Source organism: Ruegeria sp. HKCCD6604 (genome assembly GCF_013110635.1).
Lineage (GTDB): Bacteria > Pseudomonadota > Alphaproteobacteria > Rhodobacterales > Rhodobacteraceae > Ruegeria.
Map to the genome: position 1 here is coordinate 218,459 of NZ_WVQW01000007.1, position 19,475 is coordinate 237,933.

The 19,475-nt window shown below is 58.6% G+C and carries 17 protein-coding genes; 6 read left to right on the forward strand and 11 right to left on the reverse strand.

The window, feature by feature from the left end; all coding sequences use genetic code 11:
• From GS614_RS16885 to GS614_RS16910, 6 genes are read right to left on the reverse strand one after another with little or no spacing between them, the layout of a single operon-like run.
• Positions 1-1,104: a mandelate racemase/muconate lactonizing enzyme family protein gene (locus GS614_RS16885; RefSeq protein ID WP_171726853.1), complete on the reverse strand. Its 1,104-nt coding sequence runs from the start codon at positions 1,102-1,104 to the stop codon at positions 1-3.
• Complete coding sequence (locus GS614_RS16890) at positions 1,101-2,207, reverse strand: mandelate racemase/muconate lactonizing enzyme family protein (protein WP_171726854.1); 1,107 nt, start codon at positions 2,205-2,207, stop codon at positions 1,101-1,103. The genes GS614_RS16885 and GS614_RS16890 overlap by 4 nt, the downstream gene beginning before the upstream one ends.
• Positions 2,204-3,310: a mandelate racemase/muconate lactonizing enzyme family protein gene (locus GS614_RS16895; protein ID WP_171119795.1), complete on the reverse strand. Its 1,107-nt coding sequence runs from the start codon at positions 3,308-3,310 to the stop codon at positions 2,204-2,206. Before GS614_RS16895 ends, GS614_RS16890 begins: the two co-directional genes overlap by 4 nt.
• Positions 3,307-3,885, reverse strand: coding sequence for a dimethylsulfonioproprionate lyase family protein (locus tag GS614_RS16900; protein ID WP_171726855.1), 579 nt, complete (start codon positions 3,883-3,885; stop codon positions 3,307-3,309). The genes GS614_RS16895 and GS614_RS16900 overlap by 4 nt, the downstream gene beginning before the upstream one ends.
• Positions 3,882-4,964, reverse strand: coding sequence for an alcohol dehydrogenase family protein (locus GS614_RS16905; RefSeq protein WP_253285408.1), 1,083 nt, complete (start codon positions 4,962-4,964; stop codon positions 3,882-3,884). Before GS614_RS16905 ends, GS614_RS16900 begins: the two co-directional genes overlap by 4 nt.
• The gene (locus tag GS614_RS16910) at positions 4,964-7,417 is read right to left on the reverse strand and encodes an FAD-dependent oxidoreductase (RefSeq protein WP_171726856.1); all 2,454 of its coding nucleotides are present in this window, start codon (positions 7,415-7,417) and stop codon (positions 4,964-4,966) included. Before GS614_RS16910 ends, GS614_RS16905 begins: the two co-directional genes overlap by 1 nt.
• A gap of 68 nt (positions 7,418-7,485) precedes the next feature.
• Between GS614_RS16910 and GS614_RS16915 the strand changes: the two genes are divergently transcribed.
• From GS614_RS16915 to GS614_RS16935, 5 genes are read left to right on the forward strand one after another with little or no spacing between them, the layout of a single operon-like run.
• Positions 7,486-8,373, forward strand: a complete 888-nt coding sequence (locus tag GS614_RS16915) for a MurR/RpiR family transcriptional regulator (protein ID WP_171726857.1) — start codon at positions 7,486-7,488, stop codon at positions 8,371-8,373.
• Positions 8,370-9,458, forward strand: a complete 1,089-nt coding sequence (locus GS614_RS16920) for an aromatic ring-hydroxylating dioxygenase subunit alpha (RefSeq protein WP_171726858.1) — start codon at positions 8,370-8,372, stop codon at positions 9,456-9,458. Before GS614_RS16915 ends, GS614_RS16920 begins: the two co-directional genes overlap by 4 nt.
• 19 nt (positions 9,459-9,477) lie before the next feature.
• Positions 9,478-10,314 carry a hypothetical protein gene (locus GS614_RS16925; protein ID WP_171726859.1) on the forward strand — a complete coding sequence of 279 codons (837 nt, stop codon included), beginning with the start codon at positions 9,478-9,480 and terminating at the stop codon, positions 10,312-10,314.
• Between the two features lie 2 nt (positions 10,315-10,316).
• Complete coding sequence (locus tag GS614_RS16930; protein ID WP_171206154.1) at positions 10,317-11,057, forward strand: sulfotransferase family protein; 741 nt, start codon at positions 10,317-10,319, stop codon at positions 11,055-11,057.
• Between the two features lie 17 nt (positions 11,058-11,074).
• A complete protein-coding gene (locus tag GS614_RS16935) occupies positions 11,075-11,458 on the forward strand; it encodes a carboxymuconolactone decarboxylase family protein (RefSeq protein WP_152456719.1) in 384 nt (127 codons plus the stop codon).
• A 7-nt stretch (positions 11,459-11,465) separates the two neighbouring features.
• On the opposite strand, the gene GS614_RS16940 is transcribed toward GS614_RS16935, so the two are convergent.
• Both GS614_RS16940 and GS614_RS16945 read right to left on the reverse strand, forming a co-directional pair.
• The gene (locus tag GS614_RS16940; RefSeq protein ID WP_171726860.1) at positions 11,466-13,085 is read right to left on the reverse strand and encodes a hypothetical protein; all 1,620 of its coding nucleotides are present in this window, start codon (positions 13,083-13,085) and stop codon (positions 11,466-11,468) included.
• A gap of 32 nt (positions 13,086-13,117) precedes the next feature.
• Positions 13,118-13,429 carry a hypothetical protein gene (locus tag GS614_RS16945; protein ID WP_152456717.1) on the reverse strand — a complete coding sequence of 104 codons (312 nt, stop codon included), beginning with the start codon at positions 13,427-13,429 and terminating at the stop codon, positions 13,118-13,120.
• A 68-nt stretch (positions 13,430-13,497) separates the two neighbouring features.
• Here GS614_RS16945 and GS614_RS16950 point away from each other — a divergent pair, with 68 nt between their 5' ends.
• Positions 13,498-14,439: a YcaO-like family protein gene (locus tag GS614_RS16950; RefSeq protein ID WP_171119802.1), complete on the forward strand. Its 942-nt coding sequence runs from the start codon at positions 13,498-13,500 to the stop codon at positions 14,437-14,439.
• A gap of 7 nt (positions 14,440-14,446) precedes the next feature.
• Here GS614_RS16950 and GS614_RS16955 read toward each other — a convergent pair whose 3' ends face one another.
• The 3 genes from GS614_RS16955 to GS614_RS16965 form a co-directional block, all read right to left on the reverse strand.
• The gene (locus GS614_RS16955; RefSeq protein ID WP_171726861.1) at positions 14,447-15,694 is read right to left on the reverse strand and encodes a hypothetical protein; all 1,248 of its coding nucleotides are present in this window, start codon (positions 15,692-15,694) and stop codon (positions 14,447-14,449) included.
• Between the two features lie 145 nt (positions 15,695-15,839).
• Positions 15,840-17,822: a hypothetical protein gene (locus GS614_RS16960; protein ID WP_171726862.1), complete on the reverse strand. Its 1,983-nt coding sequence runs from the start codon at positions 17,820-17,822 to the stop codon at positions 15,840-15,842.
• Between the two features lie 682 nt (positions 17,823-18,504).
• Positions 18,505-19,475 (reverse strand): hypothetical protein (locus tag GS614_RS16965; protein ID WP_171726863.1); only part of this gene is annotated, 971 nt, incomplete at its 5' end.

Consider the following 19,475-nt stretch of genomic DNA (forward strand, 5'->3'; position numbering starts at 1 on the left):
TCAATCAATCTCCAAAATCGGGGCGCCAAGAATTTCGAGGTTAGGTGTCACACCTAAACCCGGGCCTTCGGGCGATGCAATCCGGCCGTTTTCACGGTTTGGTGCGTCAGGACACAGGCGCGGAGCAACGTAAGAGGACAAGTCGCAAGTGTTCATCAGCGATCCATGCGGAGTCGAAGCCGCAAAATGCAGCGAAGCCGCCGTTACGATATCCGATCCCCAGGTGCATTCTGCACAAATCTCGGCACCCAGCTGCACGGTCAGATCGCGTGCGCGGCGCATTGCCGAAAGACCACCGAACTTCGACAGTTTCAGCGCCACCGCGTCCATGCAACCCAGCTCATGCGCCCGCATCAGCGATGCAAGATCAAAGGCGTTTTCGTCGATCTTCATGGGCAGACCCGTCGACTGACGAACAGCGGCGCAGTCTTCCAGTGTTTTACAGGGCTGTTCCAGCATCACATCCAGATGCGCCACCGCGCGCCCGGTTCGCGTTGCCTGAAGGCGCGATGCGCCGCAGTTCCAGTCGCCATACACAAGCGGTCCGGTTCCGACGGCTTCGCACACTTTGATCAGCCGCTCGGCATCGGCTTGCCAATCACCCTCGACACCCAGCTTGAGCTGGAATTGCCGAATGCCCGTCTGAAAGGCTGCCTTGGCGATGCGCGCCATTTCGTCCGGCGCGATACATGTGATCGAATGATAAAGCGGCATATCCGCCCGAGTCCGCCCGCCCAGCAACGCGTAAACCGGCACCCCCGCCGCGCGACCGAACAGATCCCACAGCGCAATGTCGACGATCGATTTCGCGTAGCTGTGGCCTTGCAGAAACCCGTCCAGCTTTCGCATCGGTGCGTCGACCCCAATTGGCGAAATCCCGAGAATCTCGGGCCCCATTTCAGCGATGGCCCCCGGTACTCCATTTGCATAGGCGGGCAGATAATGCGGGATCGGGCAGACCTCGCCCCAACCTGTCAGACCTGTATCCGTCTCAAGGCGCAGGATATGAGACGTCACGGTCGCGCAGGTCTTGCCGCCAGCCATGTGATAGGTTTCATGGCTGGTCAGATCGACGGACCAGAGTGTAATCTTGTCAATTCTCAAGCATATTCTCCTACTGGATCACCCAATGCGGCTTCGTCCGGATGCACGCCCAGCCCCGGCGCTTCGGGCAGATGCAGATGGCCATCGACGTTGCGGGGCCCTCGACCACCTGCAACATCAACCGTGATCATGTCCTGACAGGCCCAAACCGCGTGGCAATGGTCATCCGGGATCGTGGCGGCCAGATGCAGCGCTTCGGTATCGGCCAGAACCGTTCCACCGGTGGCCATCACGAACATGTCTATTCCATGGGCCAGCGCGATATCGCGCATCCGCGCGGCCTTGGTCAAACCGCCCACGCGATTCAGCTTGATCCCGAATATCTGGGCCAGACCATCGTGGGCAATCCGGACGGCATCCTGCAAGGTCACAAGGGACTCGTCCACAGACACAGGGGACGCATGAAGCCCCGAGATCGCCGCGATATCATCCAGTGTTTCGCAGGGTTGCTCGAACATCACGTTCAGGTCTTCGCAGGTGCTCATCACCCGCAAGGCCTGCTGGCGCGTCCAGCCACGGTTGACATCATACAGAACAATCTCTCCGGGCTGCCGGATGCTTTCCACATCCCGCACACGGGCAATGTCCCGCTCGACATCACCGCCGATCTTCACCGAATGCGCGACATAGCCGCGCTTGCGATACCGCTCCATGACCTCGCGCGTTTCCTCGACGGTTTTTGCCCCGACCGAGGACGCAATCGGGCGCGGATTCCGCGATCCGCCGCCCATCAGATCGGCAATCGGCAAGCCCGCCGCCTGACCGGCAATATCCCAGCAGGCCATGTCTATGGGGCTTTTGGCATAGAGATGTCCGGGCAAGGCTAGATCCATGGCCCGTTCCACGTCCAGCACGCGACGCGGATCAAGGCCCAGGATGAAAGGGGCCATCGTTTCGATCCCGGCCCGGATGCCCGGCCCGTGCGCGGGTACATAGGTGTGCCCCCAGGGCGTACCCTCGCCCCAGCCAACCAGACCGGTATCGGTTTCGAGCCTGACCAGCGTCGCATCAAGCGTTTCGAACTTCAGGCGCCCCCCGGAAAGCCAATAGGGATGCTCGAGCGGCAAATCGACCTGAAAAACGGTAATGGTTTCAATCTTCATAAAGCATACTCCGCCACGGGTGCGCCGAGGCTTTCAAAATCGGGGGTTGCACCCAATCCCGGCGAATTGGTTGCATATAGCTTTCCGTCTTTCACGACAGGACCGCCGACGCCCGTAGATCGCGTGTTGTAGTTCATCAGATCCGTGGTGTTCTGCAGGTATTCAGGCGGGGTCGACGCCGCAAAATGGGCGACAACCGAAGACGTGATCTCTCCTCCCCAGGTGTCTTCGCTGACCACAGGGATGCGGTTGTCGATCAGGTAATCCCGTACCCGCCGGGCTTTGCTGATTCCGCCAAGGTTCGAGATCTTGAGACAACAAATCTCTGCCCCCCGGTCTGCGACGATACGCTGGGCCATATGGATCCCGGTCACGCATTCATCCAGCTTCAATGGCTGCTCGGCAATCCGGCGCACTTGCTGGCATTCCTCATACGTGCGGCAAGGTTGTTCGAGAATGAAATCCAGATCCCGGGTCTCGCGTGCAACGCGGATCGCATCGTCCACGCGCCAGCCCTGATTGGCATCGGCCATGGCTTTCTCGCCGGGTTTCAGCAACGGTACAGTGGTGCGTATCCGGTCAATGTCACTGGCCCAGTCGCTGCCCACTTTGATCTGAAACTGCCGATAACCCTGTTCCCGGCACCGGTCCATCTCGGCCACGGTTTCCTCGACCGCTTTCTGCGGAGCGACCCGGTACATTGGCGCGCCATCCGTCAGCTTGCCGCCCAACAGCATCCAGACCGGCTGATCACACGCCTGACCCAGGATATCCCAGCATGCCGCATCGAACGGAGCCTTGGCATAGCCATGCCCCTGTACCAGATGGTCCATCAAGTGCTCGATCCGCCCCACCTGACGCGGATCCTCGCCCAGCAGTTTGCCGGCGACAAGACGCGCCAGCGCAGTCACACCTTCGGAATGGGCCACCATGTAGTTTTCGCCACAGGGCGTGAACTCACCGCAGCCCTGCAAACCCGCGTCAGTGTCGATTACCACCACCGATGCGATGGCCGTTTCAATTGCGTTTCCCGCACCCCAGGCATAGGTGCCGCCGACATAGGGAAGCCCGGTCTGGTAAATTCGGATGCGGGTGATTTTCATGCGGCGTCCATTCTGGGCAGGTCGCCCATCCCTTCGCCTCGCCACAGGACAAAGGTCAGGATCGGTTGGTCCGTCGTTATCATGGCGTGGCTTTGCCAGCTTTTGTGCTGTCGTGTCTGGTTCGGGCCGACGAAGGTTTCATCCTCGTCGCTTCTAAAAACTGCTCCGCCCGCAAGGGTCAGATACAGCTCTTCCGCCTGATGGCTATGCCAGTCATAATCCAGACCCGCGCCCCAATATCCCGCGTAGCCGCGCAATTGGGTCGAGTGGAAATGCCCGGTCGGTCCGAACAGTTCGTAATACCCGTACCGATTCAGGAAATCCGCACCGACTTCCTCTTCGGTATATGTATGTTTCCATTGCGCCAGATGCGCGCTGGCCTTGATCGCCGCGACCAGATCACGGGTTGGCGCCACGCCATCAAGGCCAAAATCGCCCACCAAATCGGTCGCCGGTATGTGAGCAGGCTGCAAACCCGTCGGTGTCAGATCGTCCGGCCATGATGCAAACGCGGCAAGGTCAGGATGCGCCTGATGCAATTGACGGGCCGCCTCGAGAACATCATCCAGCGTCATGGCACCACCACGATATTGCCGGTGTGCTGTTTGGCGATGAACGCAGCTTGAGCTTCCCGCAACTCCTCCAAAGGATAGGTTGCGGCCAGAGCCGGCTTGATTTCGCCGGCTTCAATATATGCCACGAGGTTCTTCATGACCTCGGGTCCGATCACGGTCGAACCGGTGAAGGTCAGATCGCGCAGATAGAACGTCCGAAGGTCAAGTTCGACCATCGGACCTGCAATGGCCCCCGAACAGGTGTAGCGCCCGCCGCGCTCCAGTACGTCGATCAGGTTCGGCCAGTAAGGGCCACCTACCACATCGGCGACCACGGTGATCTTATCGTCGCCCAGCGCCGACCGCAGATCTTCAGGTGTTCGGGGCAATATCACATCAGGGCCAAGATCGGCCACGTCGGCGTGTTTGGATTCGGATGCCATCGCAATCACACGCGCGCCACGGCGTTTGGCCAATTGAACCAAAGCGCCACCCACCCCGCCAGAGGCACCGGGTACAAGAACGGTGTCTTTTTCTGTCACGTTGGCACGGGACAGCATCCCTTCGGCGGTAGAATAGGAACAGGAGAATGTGGCCAGTTCGGCATCCGACAGTTCCGAAGTGATCGGCACCGCATTGACCGCCAGAGTCGTGGTGTATTCAGCGAACCCGCCATCGCGTTCCGAACCAAAATACCCTGTCTTGTTCATGTTGCCGGGATCAGCCGGATCTCGCAGCCAGCCATCCGTGATGACACGCTCGCCTATACGGGCGCTGTCCACGCCCTCGCCAACGGCAACAATACGGCCGCAGACATCTGCGCCCTGAATGCGCGGGAAGGTGATCGGGTTGCCGCCCCATGTCGGGTCTTCTTCACCGACTTCCTCGAATGCGCCACCGGTGGTCGCATCCGTTACGGTCTTGGAATACCAGCCGGACCGCGTATTGACGTCGGTATTGTTCAGGCCGCAGGCTGCGACCCTGATCAGAACTTCACCGGCCGCGGGTTCGGGGCGCGGCCAGTCTTCCTGCATCACCATCTGTTCCAGACCACCATGGCCCATTGTGACCATGGCTCTCATCGTTTCGGGCAGGCTCATCAAGCGGTCTCCAGTATGGCGTCACTGCGGGGCAGCAAACTGTCGGGGTCGTAAGCAGGTTTGTCCAGAACACGGGCGGCACGGGGTTGGCCATGGATCACGACCTCCAGCTGTGTCCCGGCCTTGGCCGCTTCGGGTTTGAGGTATGCAAAGGCCAGAATCTTGCCGACGGTGTGGCCATAAGCGACCGACGCCGTGGACCCGACGACGCGCCCGTCCAGCAGTACCGCCTCTCCGCCATGCCCATCAATCTCTCCATCCGGTTCAATTGAAAGATAAGCACAGATCCAGGGCAGATCGGTGTTGAGCGTCTTGTCCTTGCCCAGATAATCCTTGTCGGTGCGCGCAAAACGCAGCACGTCGGCCTCGGCCAGAGTAACCTCGTTGGTCAACTCGCCCGCGCCTTTGAAGCCCTTCTCCATTCGCATCACGTTCATGGCAAAGCTGCCGTAGTCGGTGATGCCATACGCCTCACCTGCCGCCCAAAGCGCGTTGTAGACGTCGAGGCAGGCGGCGTTGGGCATGTGCAGTTCCCAGCCCAGTTCACCGGCATAGGACATGCGGAAGGCCCAGACCTTGTGACCGGCGATGGTGATTTCCTGCGCGGAAAGCCAGCGGAACCCGGCATTGGTCAGATCGGCATCGGTACAGCGCGCCAGCACATCCCGCGATCGAGGACCGTTCAGCGACAGGGCCGACCAGTCTGCGGACAGGGCATTTACCTGCACATCCTCTTCCGCGCGCTGCTGCGCCAGATGATCCAGCAGGCGCTGTTCGAAGAAGGCCGCACAGACCAGATAGAAGCGGTCCTCGGCCATGCGGACAATCGTGGTCTCCAATTCGATACGGCCGCGGCGGTTCAGCATATGGGTCAGCGTGATCGAACCAATCTTCTGCGGCATCCGGTTTGCGGTCAGCCGGTCAAGCAAGGTATAAGCCCCCGGCCCCGAAACCTCGACCTTGGTGAAGGCGGTGACGTCCATGATGCCGACGCTTTCGCGCACCGCTTTGACCTCAGCCGCGACCATGTCGTCAGCGGGGGTGCGGCGGAAGGAATAGTGGTCGCGCTGCTCCACACCGTCCCGCGCGAACCAGCGGGGGCGCTCAAAACCATAGACCTCTTCATGCACCGCACCCTTGGATTTCAGCAGTTCATACAGCGGCGACGGCTTGATGGGTCGCCCCTCCAAACGGTTGAAATGCGGAAAGGGGATTTCATGGCGCAAGCAGTAATCTTCCTCGGCCTTGATCACCTGCCAATCCTTGGTCGCATAGCTGCCGAACCGGCGCGGGTCGTATTCGCGCATCGAGATGTCAGCTGCGCCATGCACCATCCAGCGCGCCAGTTCGCGGGTCAGACCCGGCCCCCAGCCGATGCCGATCTGCGTCCCGCAGCAGCACCAATAGTTCCGAACCCCCGGCGCTGGTCCGATTAAAGGGTTGCCATCCGGCGGGTGCGAGATCGCCCCGTGCACGTCGCGCTGAATGCCCAGTTCGGCAAAGATCGGCATCCGGTTCAGGCTTTCCTCAAGCCACGGCATCACCCGGTCGTAATCCGCGTCGAACAACCAGTTTTCGTATTCCCACGGGCAGTGATCATGCCAGACCGAGTTCGGGTTCTCTTTTTCGTAAATCCCGATCAGACCGCGCTGCTGCTCCATCCGGATATAGCCCGAGACCTTGCGGTCATCACGGATCACCGGAAGTTCGGCGTCCAGATTCTGGAATTCAGGCACCGGTTCGGTCACGAAGTAATGGTGCGTCATCGAGGTCATCGGCAGTTGCAGCCCCGACCACTCGCCCATTTGCCTTGCATAGGTGCCGCCTGCATTCACCACATGCTCGCAGGTGATGGTGCCTTGCTCGGTCTCAACCACCCATTCGCCATTCTCGGCTTGCGTGATGTTGGTGGCGCGGCAGCTGCGAAAGATGTGAACGCCTTTTTGCCGTGCTCCAGCGGCCATGGCCATGGTCACATTGGTCGGGTCCACATGCCCGTCATCCGGCGTATGCAGCGCGCCCAGAACGCCTTCGAGATTGTAGAACGGATGCAGTTCAGCCACCTTTTCGGGGCCGACAAGCTCGATATTGAAGCCCAGAGACCGACCAACCGACAAGGTGTGGCGCAGCCAGTCCATCTCATCCTCGGTATAGGCCAGACGGAACGAACCGCAGCCATGCCATGTGACGGGCTGGCCGGTTTCGGCCTCCAACTGACCAGAGTACAGGCCAATGTTGTAATCCACGCATTTCCCCAGCCCAAAGCTGGACGTCGAATGCGTGATCTGCCCTGCTGCATGCCAGGTGCTGCCGCTGGTCAGCTCGGCCTTTTCCAGCAGGACGGTGTCAGCGCCCCACCCTTCATGCGCCAGATGATAGGCCAGACCGACCCCCATGACACCTCCGCCCACGATGACCACGCGGGCATGTGACGGCAGATTCTTCTCGGACATGATTTTTCCTCTTCCCGAGTCGCGTTTCTGCTCGACAGGCTAATTCCACAAATGTACCATCGTCAATCATGAATGACACAAATGTATCATCAACCGTCCTCGACCGCCTGAGCCGGGAATGGGACGCCCTCACCCCCGAGGCACAGAAAGCCGCGCGCTACGTGTTGGAGAACCCAACGGATGTTGGGGTCTCGACCGTGCGCGAGATTGCCGAGGCGGCCAAGGTCAAACCCAATACTTTCGTGCGTATGGCCCGGCAGGTGGGCTTCGAAGGGTACGAAGATTTCCGGGCCCCGTTCCGCGAAGCGATTCGACGGGGCAACGTGTCGTTTCCCGACCGCGCGCGCTGGTTGCAGGACATTGGCAAGTCAGGGGAACTGGGGGGGCTTTATGCCGATATGGTGGGTGCGGCGATCCGAAATATCGAAGAAACCTTTGCCGGGATCGATGCCGCAACTCTGAAAGCCGCTGCCGAGGATATCTGGAACTGCCGCCAGATCTTCACGCTGGGCGTTGGCGTCAACAACTCGAACGCGCGCAATTTCACCTATCTTGCGTCAACCGGGATGAAGCAGTTCCACGCGATTCCACGCCCCGGCTCGACCCCGGTGGATGATCTGGCCTGGGCCGATGAACAGGACGTGCTGATCGCGATCACCTGCCACCCCTATCGCACCGAAGTCATCGAGGCGATCAAGCTGGCACGGCAACAGGGTCTGACCGTCATCGGTATTTCCGACAGCCCGGCCAGCCCGGTGATCCTGAACGCCCATCACGGTTTTGTCGTCGCCGCCGACACGCCGCAATTCTTTCCGTCATCCGTTTCAACGATTGCCTTGCTGGAAACTCTGCTGTCCTTCGTGATCGCCGTGTCCAGCGATGAGATCGTCGAGCGGGTGGAACGGTTTCACCAACGCAGACACCAACTTGGCCTCTACGCGGAGGAGCCCGAATGAACGCACCCCTGACCCACTCACTGGACGCGCGATACTATGTCGACCCTGCGATTTTCGAGCAGGAAATGCAGGGGCTTCTGGCCCGAACGTGGCAGTTTGCGGGCCATGTCGCGCAGGTCCGGGAAACGGGGGATTACTTTGCGTTTGAGATCGCCGGCCAGAATCTGTTCTGCATTCGCGGCCGCGACGGCGAAATCCGCACCTTCTATAACGTCTGCCAGCACCGCGCCCATGAAATGGTCACCGGCGCAGGCAACACGCGTGTCGTCGTCTGCCCCTACCACGCCTGGACTTATGAGCTGTCCGGCCAATTGCGCGCCGGACCGAACATCAAATCCGTCCCCGGGTTCGACCGCAGCGCGATCTGCCTGACCTCGGTGCGCACCGAAGTGTTCAACGGTTTCATTTTCGTCAACCTCGATGACGACGCCGCGCCGATGGATGAATGGTACCCCGGCGTGCGCGAGGAAATCCGCGCATTCGTTCCGCATATCGACGATCTGGAACCGCTGGAATGGGTCGAGATCCCCGAAAACTGCAACTGGAAGGTCAGCGTCGAGAACTACTCGGAATGCTACCATTGCCCGACCAACCACCCGACCTTTGCCGAAGGTGTGGTGAAGCCCGAGACCTATGACATTCAGCCCGACGCGGGCGGCGGCTACGTCCTGCGTCACACGACGGAATGCCAGAGCCTCGACAAGATGACCTACCCCATCGACCTGTCGGTACCGCACGCGGGCGATTACCAATCGTGGTTCCTGTGGCCGATGTTCTCGTTCCAGTGTTACCCCGGCAATGTGCTGAACACCTATCACTGGCGCGCTGAGGACCCCGATCACTGCACCGTATGGCGTGGTTGGTACACCGAGGGCGGATCAGAAAGCGCCGTAATCCGGCAACTGGCGGTACAGGACCGCGAAACCACCGTCGAAGAGGACATACGGTTGGTTGAATCCGTTCACCGCGGTCTGAAATCGCGCGGATACCGACCCGGCCCTCTGGTTCTGGATCCGGGCTGCGGGGTGATGTCGGAACATTCCATCGCGCGGCTTCAGCAATGGATGCGCGAGGCTGTGGATTAGTGGCCGAGGTTGCACGCTGATGCTGATGCCTGAAGTCTGGCGCCCGGAACACAAACTGTTCCGCCATCAGGTCGGGTTCACCTGCCCGCCGTTCGATTTTGACGCCGCGCCCTCGGATTTCCTGCGCATGTGCCCCGAAACGGTGGGCGTTCACGGGTGGATGCTGCATGTGCCGGATTATGTGCACGGGTTGGATCAGCGGAGACAGAACTTTGGCATGCTCGAAGACTTCGTGCACTGCATGTCCCGCAACGGTGTGGATGTCTGCGGTCAGGTCGGTTCGAATTGGGTCCATGCCTGCGGGCTGGGCGTGGAAGGCGTTCGGCAACACTGCGAAGACCTGTCAGACAAATATGAAACCCGCTTTCACATGGCGGGATATGCCATGGTCGAGGCATTGCGTGACCTGAATGTCGAAAAGGTTGCCCTGAACGCCGCCTATCATTGGCCGGAATGGTGGCAGGGCACGGTCGGTTTCTTGAAAGAAGCCGGGTTTGATGTGGTCTGGGCCGGGAATTTCCACGATCAGGGCTGGTTCGACAGTCAGGAAGAAGTCAATTCCTGTCGCTGGGTCTTTGACGGCGATCTGGCACTGAAAAGCTTTGAATATGTGGCCGACAAGGCACCTCAGGCCGAAGCGATCCTGATCAATGGCATGTGCAATTTCCGCACCGGTCCCGGTGGCTTGCCCCAGCGCCCGCTGCATCTGGCCGATACGCTAGAAGACGCGCTGGGCAAACCGGTGATCGGCCACGACATCGCGCTTTACTGGCGCATCTTCAAATCCCTCGGTATCGCACCCGACAAACCGCACGGGCAATTGCTGAAACGTCTTGAGTTGTTCGAGAGGCCATGACCATGCACAAAATCCTCGCGCTCTGGGCCGTGCCCAGATCCACGTCAACCGCATTCGAGTGGATGATGCGGCAACGCGGTGATCTCGACTGCCTGCACGAGCCCTTCGGCGAGGCGTGGTATCAGGGTGAAGACCCGCTTTGGCATCGGTTCCAATCGGGTGATGTGACAACGCCGGGCCTGACACTGGACAGCGTGTGGCTGGACATTCAGCAGCGGGCGAAATGGGGGCCGGTCTTTCTCAAGGATTTTCCGCATTACATCAACCACATGTGGGATGCCGAGTTTCTGTCGCATTTCACCCACGCCTTCCTGATCCGGGACCCGGCCAAGACCATCACTTCGATGTACAAGCAATGGCCGGACTTTGCCGAAGGCGAGGTTGGCTTTCCCGAACAGCGCGCGCTGTTCGATCTGTTGACGGCGTTGAACGGAACGCCGCCGCCGGTCATTGACAGCGATGACCTGCTGGAAGATCCACACGGCATGACCCGGGCGTTTTGTGACGCGGTGGGAATCCCATTCATCCAAGAGGCGCTGACATGGGAACCGGGCGGTGATCCGTCCGCCCTCAGTTGGTGGGACGGCGGGTCGTTCCATGGCAACCTGGCGAAATCGACCGGGCTTGCTCCGCAGCCCCGCACGCATATCGACATCGCGGACGCGCCAGACCGTGTGAAACAGGTGCACCGCAGGATGAAACCGCATTACGATCACCTTCACAGACACCGCCTGACACACTGACACACCGGAGACCCGCAATGGCCGACATTTTCGACGAAGACCTGTTTCTGAAAGGACTGGAGCAAAGGAAGAACACGCTGGGCGCAGAGTATGTGGAAAAAAACCTTGCTGCCGCCGACGACTTCACCCGCCCGTTTCAAGAAGCCATGACGGCCTGGTGCTGGGGGTTTGGGTGGGGCGACGACGTGATCGACGCCAAGACCCGGTCGATGATGAACCTGTCGATGATCGGTGCACTGGGCAAGATGCATGAATGGGAAATCCATTGCCGGGGCGCCATCAACAACGGGGTTTCAAAGGAAGAAATCCGCGCCATCATCCACGTGGTCGGGATATATTGCGGTGTTCCTCAGGCGCTGGAGTGTTTTCGCGTGGCCCGCAAGGTGCTGGAAGAAACCTGACGACCCGTCACAGACCAGCCGCCGACAACAGCCGCACGCCTTTTTCGTAGTGTTGCCTGTTCTTGAAACAGCCGGGCCAGGCCCAGCGTTCGGCCGAAAAGCCCGGCTGCAATTCCAGAATCTGCCGGGCATGTCGACGCGCCAGGGAATGGTTCCCGGCGGCGGCGGACAGCATGCACAGCACGACCCTGGGGCGAACGCGTCCGGGGTCGACCCGCAACACGTTATGGGCATGCTGCCACGCGGCCTTGTCCCCGGTCATCATCATTGCGATTGCCAGATTTGCTTCGATCCAAATGGGCGGATGCGGCGTCAACGCCAACGCTTTCTTGCAGACCGACACGCCTTCTTCAGCCCGGTCATCATACACCAACAGGATGCCGTAATATCCCAACAATTCCGGGCTTCCGCTGAAACGTTCCACGACGGCAAGCATCAAGCTGCAAGCCTCTGACGTGTTGCCGGCAACACTGTGGGTAAAAGCATGGAGGGCCGAGCAATACGGGTCAGTCGGGTTCAGGTTGCTCAGCTTTTTGCATTCGGCCTCTACCATTGCCAGCGTCTCGGCCGGGTTTGCATCCATGCCCAGGCGGATCATGTCCAAATGACAGAAACCGATCGCCACACGTGCCGGCAGGTATCCGGGGTCAAACTCGAGACAGGCGCGGTATTGACGGATGGCATCCTGCAACCCGTCTTCCGTTGCCTGGCTTTCCAATATGCGCGCTTTCTGGAACGCAGACCAGGCCTCGGTCGAAGTGACACGGCTTGACCAGATTTCTGACCAATACCCGTCGCGCAATCGCAGTTGGAGCGCCTCGACGACCTTCATGGCGATTTCTTCGACCGCGTCAAATGTTTCCTTCGCACGAAAGCGGAACCTCTGTGTCCAAAGGCACACCTGATCCGCGGTTGACGTCAGTTGAGCGGCCACCCGCAGACCTTCCGCGCCAACCACGCTGCCGCTGAGAACATAACCTTCAACCGGGCCTTCCTGCCTGCGCGCGTCACGCAGTTCGATCACGTCGGACATTGTGCCCAGAAGAAACATGAGTTCGTCTCGTATGGAGGAGGCAGCAATGCTGATATCCGGCGTTTCCCCGACAACTTCAAAAGGCTCAACCACAACCGCTGGACGCAAACGCCCCCAATGCACCGGCAAACCACGGCCCGCCAGAACCGGCCTGTCTGAGTCTGTATCGATGTCCCAATAGGCCTGCCGTTCAACCGTCAGCCATGCCTCGAACTCGGGGTCGGCAACGTCCAACCCTTCCAGCAATTCAGCCCGATCGGGACTGAGCTGCTCGTCAAACAGATCAACCTCGACTGCTGCCAGATTGATCGACACCGTTTCACGGGTGATTTCAAGAATATCAAGTTTGTGCTTGGAAAAGTGCTTGCTGAGAACACTCAGCTCTTTGCGCAGCGACGCCGCGCCTTGTGCGGGCGAACTCTCGCTCCAGAGCTTGTCCTGCAACCAAGCCCTGCTGCGTATCGCATTTTTCGACAGAAGCACCAAAGCAAGAAGAGCTTTCGCTTTGGTGCCCCGAGGCGTCACATCCTGACCGTCGTCACGGATAATCTGAAACGGTCCGGTCAAAAAAACCTTGGTTTTTGCCTCAGTCACTAACGGCCCTCAAAAACGTTCGGGGGTTGTCGTTAACCGCTGCATCCAAATATGACGATACCGCCCATCGCTTCATAGGCCAGTTTGCAGCACCATGACTCGTGATCGGGGTTCGGATCCGGCTTTTTGTCACTCAGGTCCGGAACAACGATATGAACCAGATCCTTGGTGTCATAGACAAACCTGACCTCTGGATTACCACTGTCCGCAAGGATTTCTTGAATTTTGCGTTCCGCCGCGTCCTGATCATCTTGCGACCCCAGCGCACGGCCGCGCGCGGCATTCAGAACTTCGCACCCCAAGTCTTTCAACGAATAATTCGGGTTGATTGCCAAACGAGCCATGTAAAATCTCCTTCTCAAACAACAATGCCCACTTGTATACCCCGTTATATGCTTATCCGGAAACGAAAATGACCGACACGTTGATAGAACGCGCTGAAACTGCTCGGCTAATTTCCAAACCCTCGTTTGCCGAATTCCCCAAAGATGCGCCGATCCACGCGGCTTTTCGCTTGATCGAGCTGCGCGACGGAGCTCTGCCCCCCAAGGGCGGGATGGGTCATCGCGTGTCTTTCGGCACTGGCCGCACACCGGAAGAGGCGGCGCGGCTGGCCGGGTTCGAGGCGATTGAGCGCTATGCCTTGCAATACAGTACCGAAGCACCACAAACCCGCGAAAGCCTGATCGCGTCGGATGGCGCATCCCATGTGATGCCAAACGACGCGCTTGCACTGGGTGTTCCGGGCAGTGACGGAAAGGTCACTTCGAAAGGTGCCGCGGCTGGCCCGACACATGAAGCCGCCGCGCTGTGGGCGGCGCTGGAGTGTTTGGAACACGCTCTTGGATCGCAGGGGTTTGACCACCTGGCGCCGGACACGGTCCTGCCCCATGATTTGACGCAGTGGCTGCACGTCCAACTGCGGCAACTGAGCCTTCACATCCTCGAAGTTCCGGGCATCGGCCTTCTGCTGCGCGCGGTCTGCGCAGATGCGGATGGCGGCAGGCCGACCTATGGATCGGCGCTTTCCGCAAATCTGGCGCAGGGCGTCTGGCACGCAGCATCCGAGGCGGTGGTGTCCTGGCGCAACATGGTGATGCTTGAACACAACGGTGTAACGGATCACGGCATGGATGCTGAACAGGCCCGTCTGTTCCGGCTTTATCGCGGCGCGCAGAATGACCGGCCTGTTGCTCCGACGCGGTTGTTTGACACGCGGGCGTGGGACAGCCCGAACCCATCGCTGACGACGGTATTGACAGCGGCAAGTCGCGCCCTCGGTCGTCCGGTTGCGGTTTTTGACATGACCGCACCTGAAATTCCCCTGCCGGTGGTCAAAGCCGTAGCAGTTTGAGCACCGGTCAGGATCCGTCTCTGCGAAAGCGTGTCGTGTCGCCGTTGGTCTCTGCCTTGCAACGGTCCGCGAATTCCAAAAGCTGCCTGCAACGTTCGGTCTCGGGCAGGCTGCGGACAACCCGCCCCGGATCAACATGCGGAGTTTCAACAAATTCGACACGGGTGATCACGCGCGGCCTGGCGGCAACTGTGATCATCGGGCCGACCTCGATCAGGCTGGCCAGAGCATAGCCCGAGACAGGGCGAGCCGAAGGGCCTGTTCCCAGCGTGATATCATCCAGAAACCGGGGATCGTCGTCGGCAGGCCCGAATTCAAGGCGCATGTGCATTCCCCGCGCACCGCGACTGAACCGGACCCAGCCCCGAGGCACCCTGCCCGCACCCACAAACAGTCGTGATGTATGGAATGCCTGAATATACAGCCCAAGCGGATCAGAGAATGCCATCGCCCGACCCGCTGGTGACTTACCACATTTCCCCGCGGCCAGTTCAAGCGTATCGCTCACTAGGCGGAACCCTGCATGCCCGCAGTACAGATCCTGCCGGTTCGCGAAATCAAGAACTTCTTCAAGCCGGGCGCGCCGGTTGCTCTCGCCGTCCTTCACGAGATACGGGAAGGAAGAAAAATGCATGGTCTGGATCAGATCGGTCAAACGGTTCGTACCCTTGGCCAGAAACAGGGCATGCTGGATATTCAACGGATGTTCCGGCGGATGCGCGTGATCCCTACCCACCAGCCTTTTGTGAAAGCGGGCCGCACGCTCGGACACATCCATCGACGTCCATACCGACCGTGAGACTTCAAACAGATCCTTGCAGGAGTAGAAGCGCCCGGTCACCGATGCGACCACCGACAGGAAGTGATCGAAATCGAACACCGCCATGAACTGCCACCACTCCACAAACTCGGTAGTGGCCACAAATCGCTTCGGGCGCAGTCTGCCACCGGCATCGGGTCGCATTACCAACGTGTATTCAAGATATTCATTGTGCAGCTCAACCCTGCCGGGCCAGCCTTGGTCACACACGCGCGCCGCCAGCTCATCGCCCAGACAGTCCCGCGGTTCCCGCGGATCGGCGCGCCATCTGAACCCATTCGAAGGCTGGCCCGCCTCGATGTCACGCGGATCCATGACCAGAAACGGGCTGACGCCCTGCACGTCGAATATGTTCTGAATGGTCGAATTCCACGCGGACCGGGTGGCGTCGTTCACGCCTTGATCAGCAAGTCCCGGCGATTGGAATACAGACATCAAAGAACACCGTTGGGCTTCAGAGACACTAGAATGGAAAGTCAGAGGTCGATGCCCGCAGGTTTTCAATTCCGACGGGGCAATCGCCACCGGTGACGCACAAGGAAGCATCATGTAGACCGACCTGTCATGGGGTCTGATACATTCATCCTGCCCACCCCGCCTGTTCAGGCAAATGACGGGTCCACCACAATTCGGGCGTACTGTTCACAATGTGGATTTCGCTACCGCAAGAACGACCGCCAACGATGTTGAGGCGATCTCCATCAAATGTTTCAAGCGACATTTTCGCGGCCCCCCGGAAATTCGCCATCTGTTCGGCCAGAATGCCCACTGCAACGCGTTCACCCATTCGGATACTGTCGAAATAGTCGCTGTAGAAATGTACCCCTGCAAAATTGCGCCCGATCGCGATATTTGCAGCCAACTTGTTCAACTCGCCATTCAGCGTAAGCTTCGCTGCGCTGTCCTCTGGCCGCACGGACTCAACCAGTTTCATTCCACCCGGAGCCGGAACAAAGACGCGCTCCATACCCGCCTCTGCCAAAGTTACCCGGGACCCGTCCAGCGCGTGCGTTCTAAAGAACGCCTTGAGCAGCGTCGCGCACGCCCCGGCAACTGCGCCATGCGCCGCCCCGTAGGACGGCTGCATTGGCGAGCCCTCGGGATAAGCAACAGGCAACAGCAGGTTGCGATCGATTTGTGGCAGCCCCTTATGAGAAACCGCGTTGTGGGCGAACCGCTTAGTGGCCGGCGCGGCGGCAATGGCTTCCACAAGACTGAAATCTTCGCAGGCGGCGCTTTCCAATTTATCAAGATGGGCTGCGGCAAACGGTTCCGCTGCCCCAAGCACCGCGCCATGACCATTCGCCACCAAGGTTGCAACGCTGCCCAGCTTTTCAGGGCGGGCGCGGTTGTGCACCTGAAAGGTCTGGCGTCGCACGGCCCGCATTGCCCTTGTCGCGGTTTCTGCCAGAATTGACAGCGCGTGTGATCCGCCCCAATGGACCCCACTATCCTCCGCACGGGAACTCCAGACTTCGGGCAGACCGTCATCTGCTTGAATACCTCGGCCCAGCATCAACAGGCAGGCATTGAAAAAAGCCTGATAGATCGAGTCGAAATGCACGTAGGTAGCAAGGTCGCGAGGTGTTTCAATAAACTTCGGGCCACAGGCTTCAAAGGCTTGTTCGCCGGTCGCGTCCGCGCCGTTCTGAACGTCCAGCCACTCGGCCCAGTCCCGCAAATAGTCCACGCCAACGGCCTGTGGTGCGACTCTTTGGTCAACCCGAAACGAACCAAACGGCATTGCCCTTGGCGCAGTTGTATTTGCCAACCACCGCCCTTGCACATGCGCCGCGTCTGACGTCAGCGGGTCGTAACCCTGCAAAAGGAACTGCGACACGTAAGGCCCGTCCGAACAGCCTTGGCTCGAGCCGCGGAACAAAGTTCGCGAAGACAGACCTTCGCCATCTCGGACCCGGCGCGCCGCCGGTACTTTCCCGATCTCGGCGCCGCTGGCATCCTTTGGGAAACCGTCTTTGCGGAACCACTCCAACCGGCCAAGGGCGCCAAGCACCTTGTCGGTTCCCTCGGCACCATCCCGAATGGTTTCGAAGGACACATCTCGCAGACAGGCCATCGCATAGAGTTCGGCCATCTCTGCCGCCAATTCATCTGACCCAAGCCTGGGCGCCGGCGCGATACCCAAACCGCCGGCGTCCAATCCATTGAACCCCAACCGATGACCCAGGATTGGCCCTTCCCACGCACGCCATCTAAATTCACCACCCTCTGATGGCGCGGTGCGGAAGGGCCCGGAATAGGCTGGCGTGTCAAACAGCGTCAGCCTGTTTCCTTGATTGTCGGTGCAGGTAGGATCAGCCACTTCTTCCAGAAATTCGGTATAAACCTGCACGTCGACAATGCCATTTTCGTCATGCCGCAAGCCCTTCGAAAAGCTCGTAGGCCAAGTCCCGGCAAACAGGTCTGCTTCGCCGTTATGTTCTGCGGCCGCCCTGTCTCGGGCACCAGTCGGCGCGCTCGAGTGACACTGATCCCGGTTCAATCCACGATTGGGCTTTTCCAGGTCCTGCCAGGGTTCAGGCGGAATGATATGTTGCGGCATGTTGCTCTCCCGATCGACGGAAACAACGATTCGCACGACGCCGTTACCGGATCGTGACCGGTCATTCCGACAGGCTTTTTGCCCTGTTCTGCAACGGATTGAGAAAGTCCAGGACAAGAGGGGTTTCAATCGCGCTGGACACCCGGCCCCGCCGCCGCTTTCCGATCTTTCGAGAAATCACAGAATCCAATGCAAAACAGTATATCTGGGGCCCAGCCATCTTCGAGCTGAATCTCCCCGGACAGAAAGCTAAAGAAAGTTGGATGGCGGAGACGAAGTCAGCATAATTAAACCTACAAGCTCATGTTAAGTATATAATTTATTCAGTTCTTGATAAAAGATACCACAATACATACCACACAAAGCCGGATACCAAGCGCGGATAGCGCAACGTGTCATGCGACAGAACGTTGGTTAAATACTTGTAACTGACACTCACGCCGGTTTTAGCAAACGACTGCTTTGAGCCTAGACCTACCATTTTCTGCACAACGACGAATGACGGCTTTCCAAGTGCTCTCTCGAAACTCATTGGTTGGAGAAGGTTACGAGTAACCTGTTGCAAGGGAGAGTTTTGAGGGACAAGCCGATCTATCATTCACGACGCGTTTTACGAACTGACGCGCCTCTCACAAACGATCATTATTCAGAGAATATTAATGCCTCTCTCAGACGATATCACTTATTCGAAGAGTTTTTTGACCGCGTCAGCCTCTATTGATGCAGTTGCGCGCTCCCAAGTATCTCGAGAAGTCTCAAATATCACCTTTTCCTGAATCCACTGCGATAGGCCACCATTTTCTTGCTCCTTTTCAATAAAGAACCACCTTGCGAGTTGCTCAACTCCTCTCTCATCACCAATCCTGTCAAGCGTTTTCTTTCCGATTGCTCTCAGGCTCCACCCGGAAATTCTATCGATCTCACCGAGTTCATAAACACCAGAGTTTAGCTCAGTCTTGAAGTAGCATTGCCAAATATAGGTTTCATCAGGATTGGTGGCCAAAGATTGACGAAAATACCATCTAACAGTGTACTTTTCAGGCGTCCGATAGTCCCCAATTTTCTGCCTAAGAAGATCGATGTCCATATTTGAAAAACTAATGAGGACAGGGTTTGGAAGTCTTCCCAGATCGTCAAACCGCTTCAATAACAGTTTGTTGATTGATCCCTCATCGGAATATTCGCTGTCCCCCCAATCCTCGATTGGATCAAGTCCACTCGCGATTATTAGTATATTTAGGTAACTATCAAAAAACTCTTGAGAGCGCTGCATGCCGGTTCGCGCCGCCCACCTAACGGACCATTTCTCCGGTTCTATTGCGACCCCGTTTTCGTCCCGAATACTTCCAATAAAGGCGTCCGACTGCGCCATTTCCAAAGTGACAAGCGATTGAACCAGCCCGATGTCATTGAAGGATTTCTTTTCAATGGTCTTCCGCAAAACCCATCGCGCAGACCATTCCTCCGGTTCTATTGCGACCCCGCTTTCGTCCCGAACACTTCCAATAAAGGCGTCCGACTGCGCCATTTCCAAAGTGACAAGCGATTGAACCACCCCGGAGTCATTGAAGGATTTCTTTTCAATGGTCTTCCGCAAAACCCATCGCGCAGACCATTCCTCCGGTTCTATTGCGACCCCGCTTTCGTCCCGAA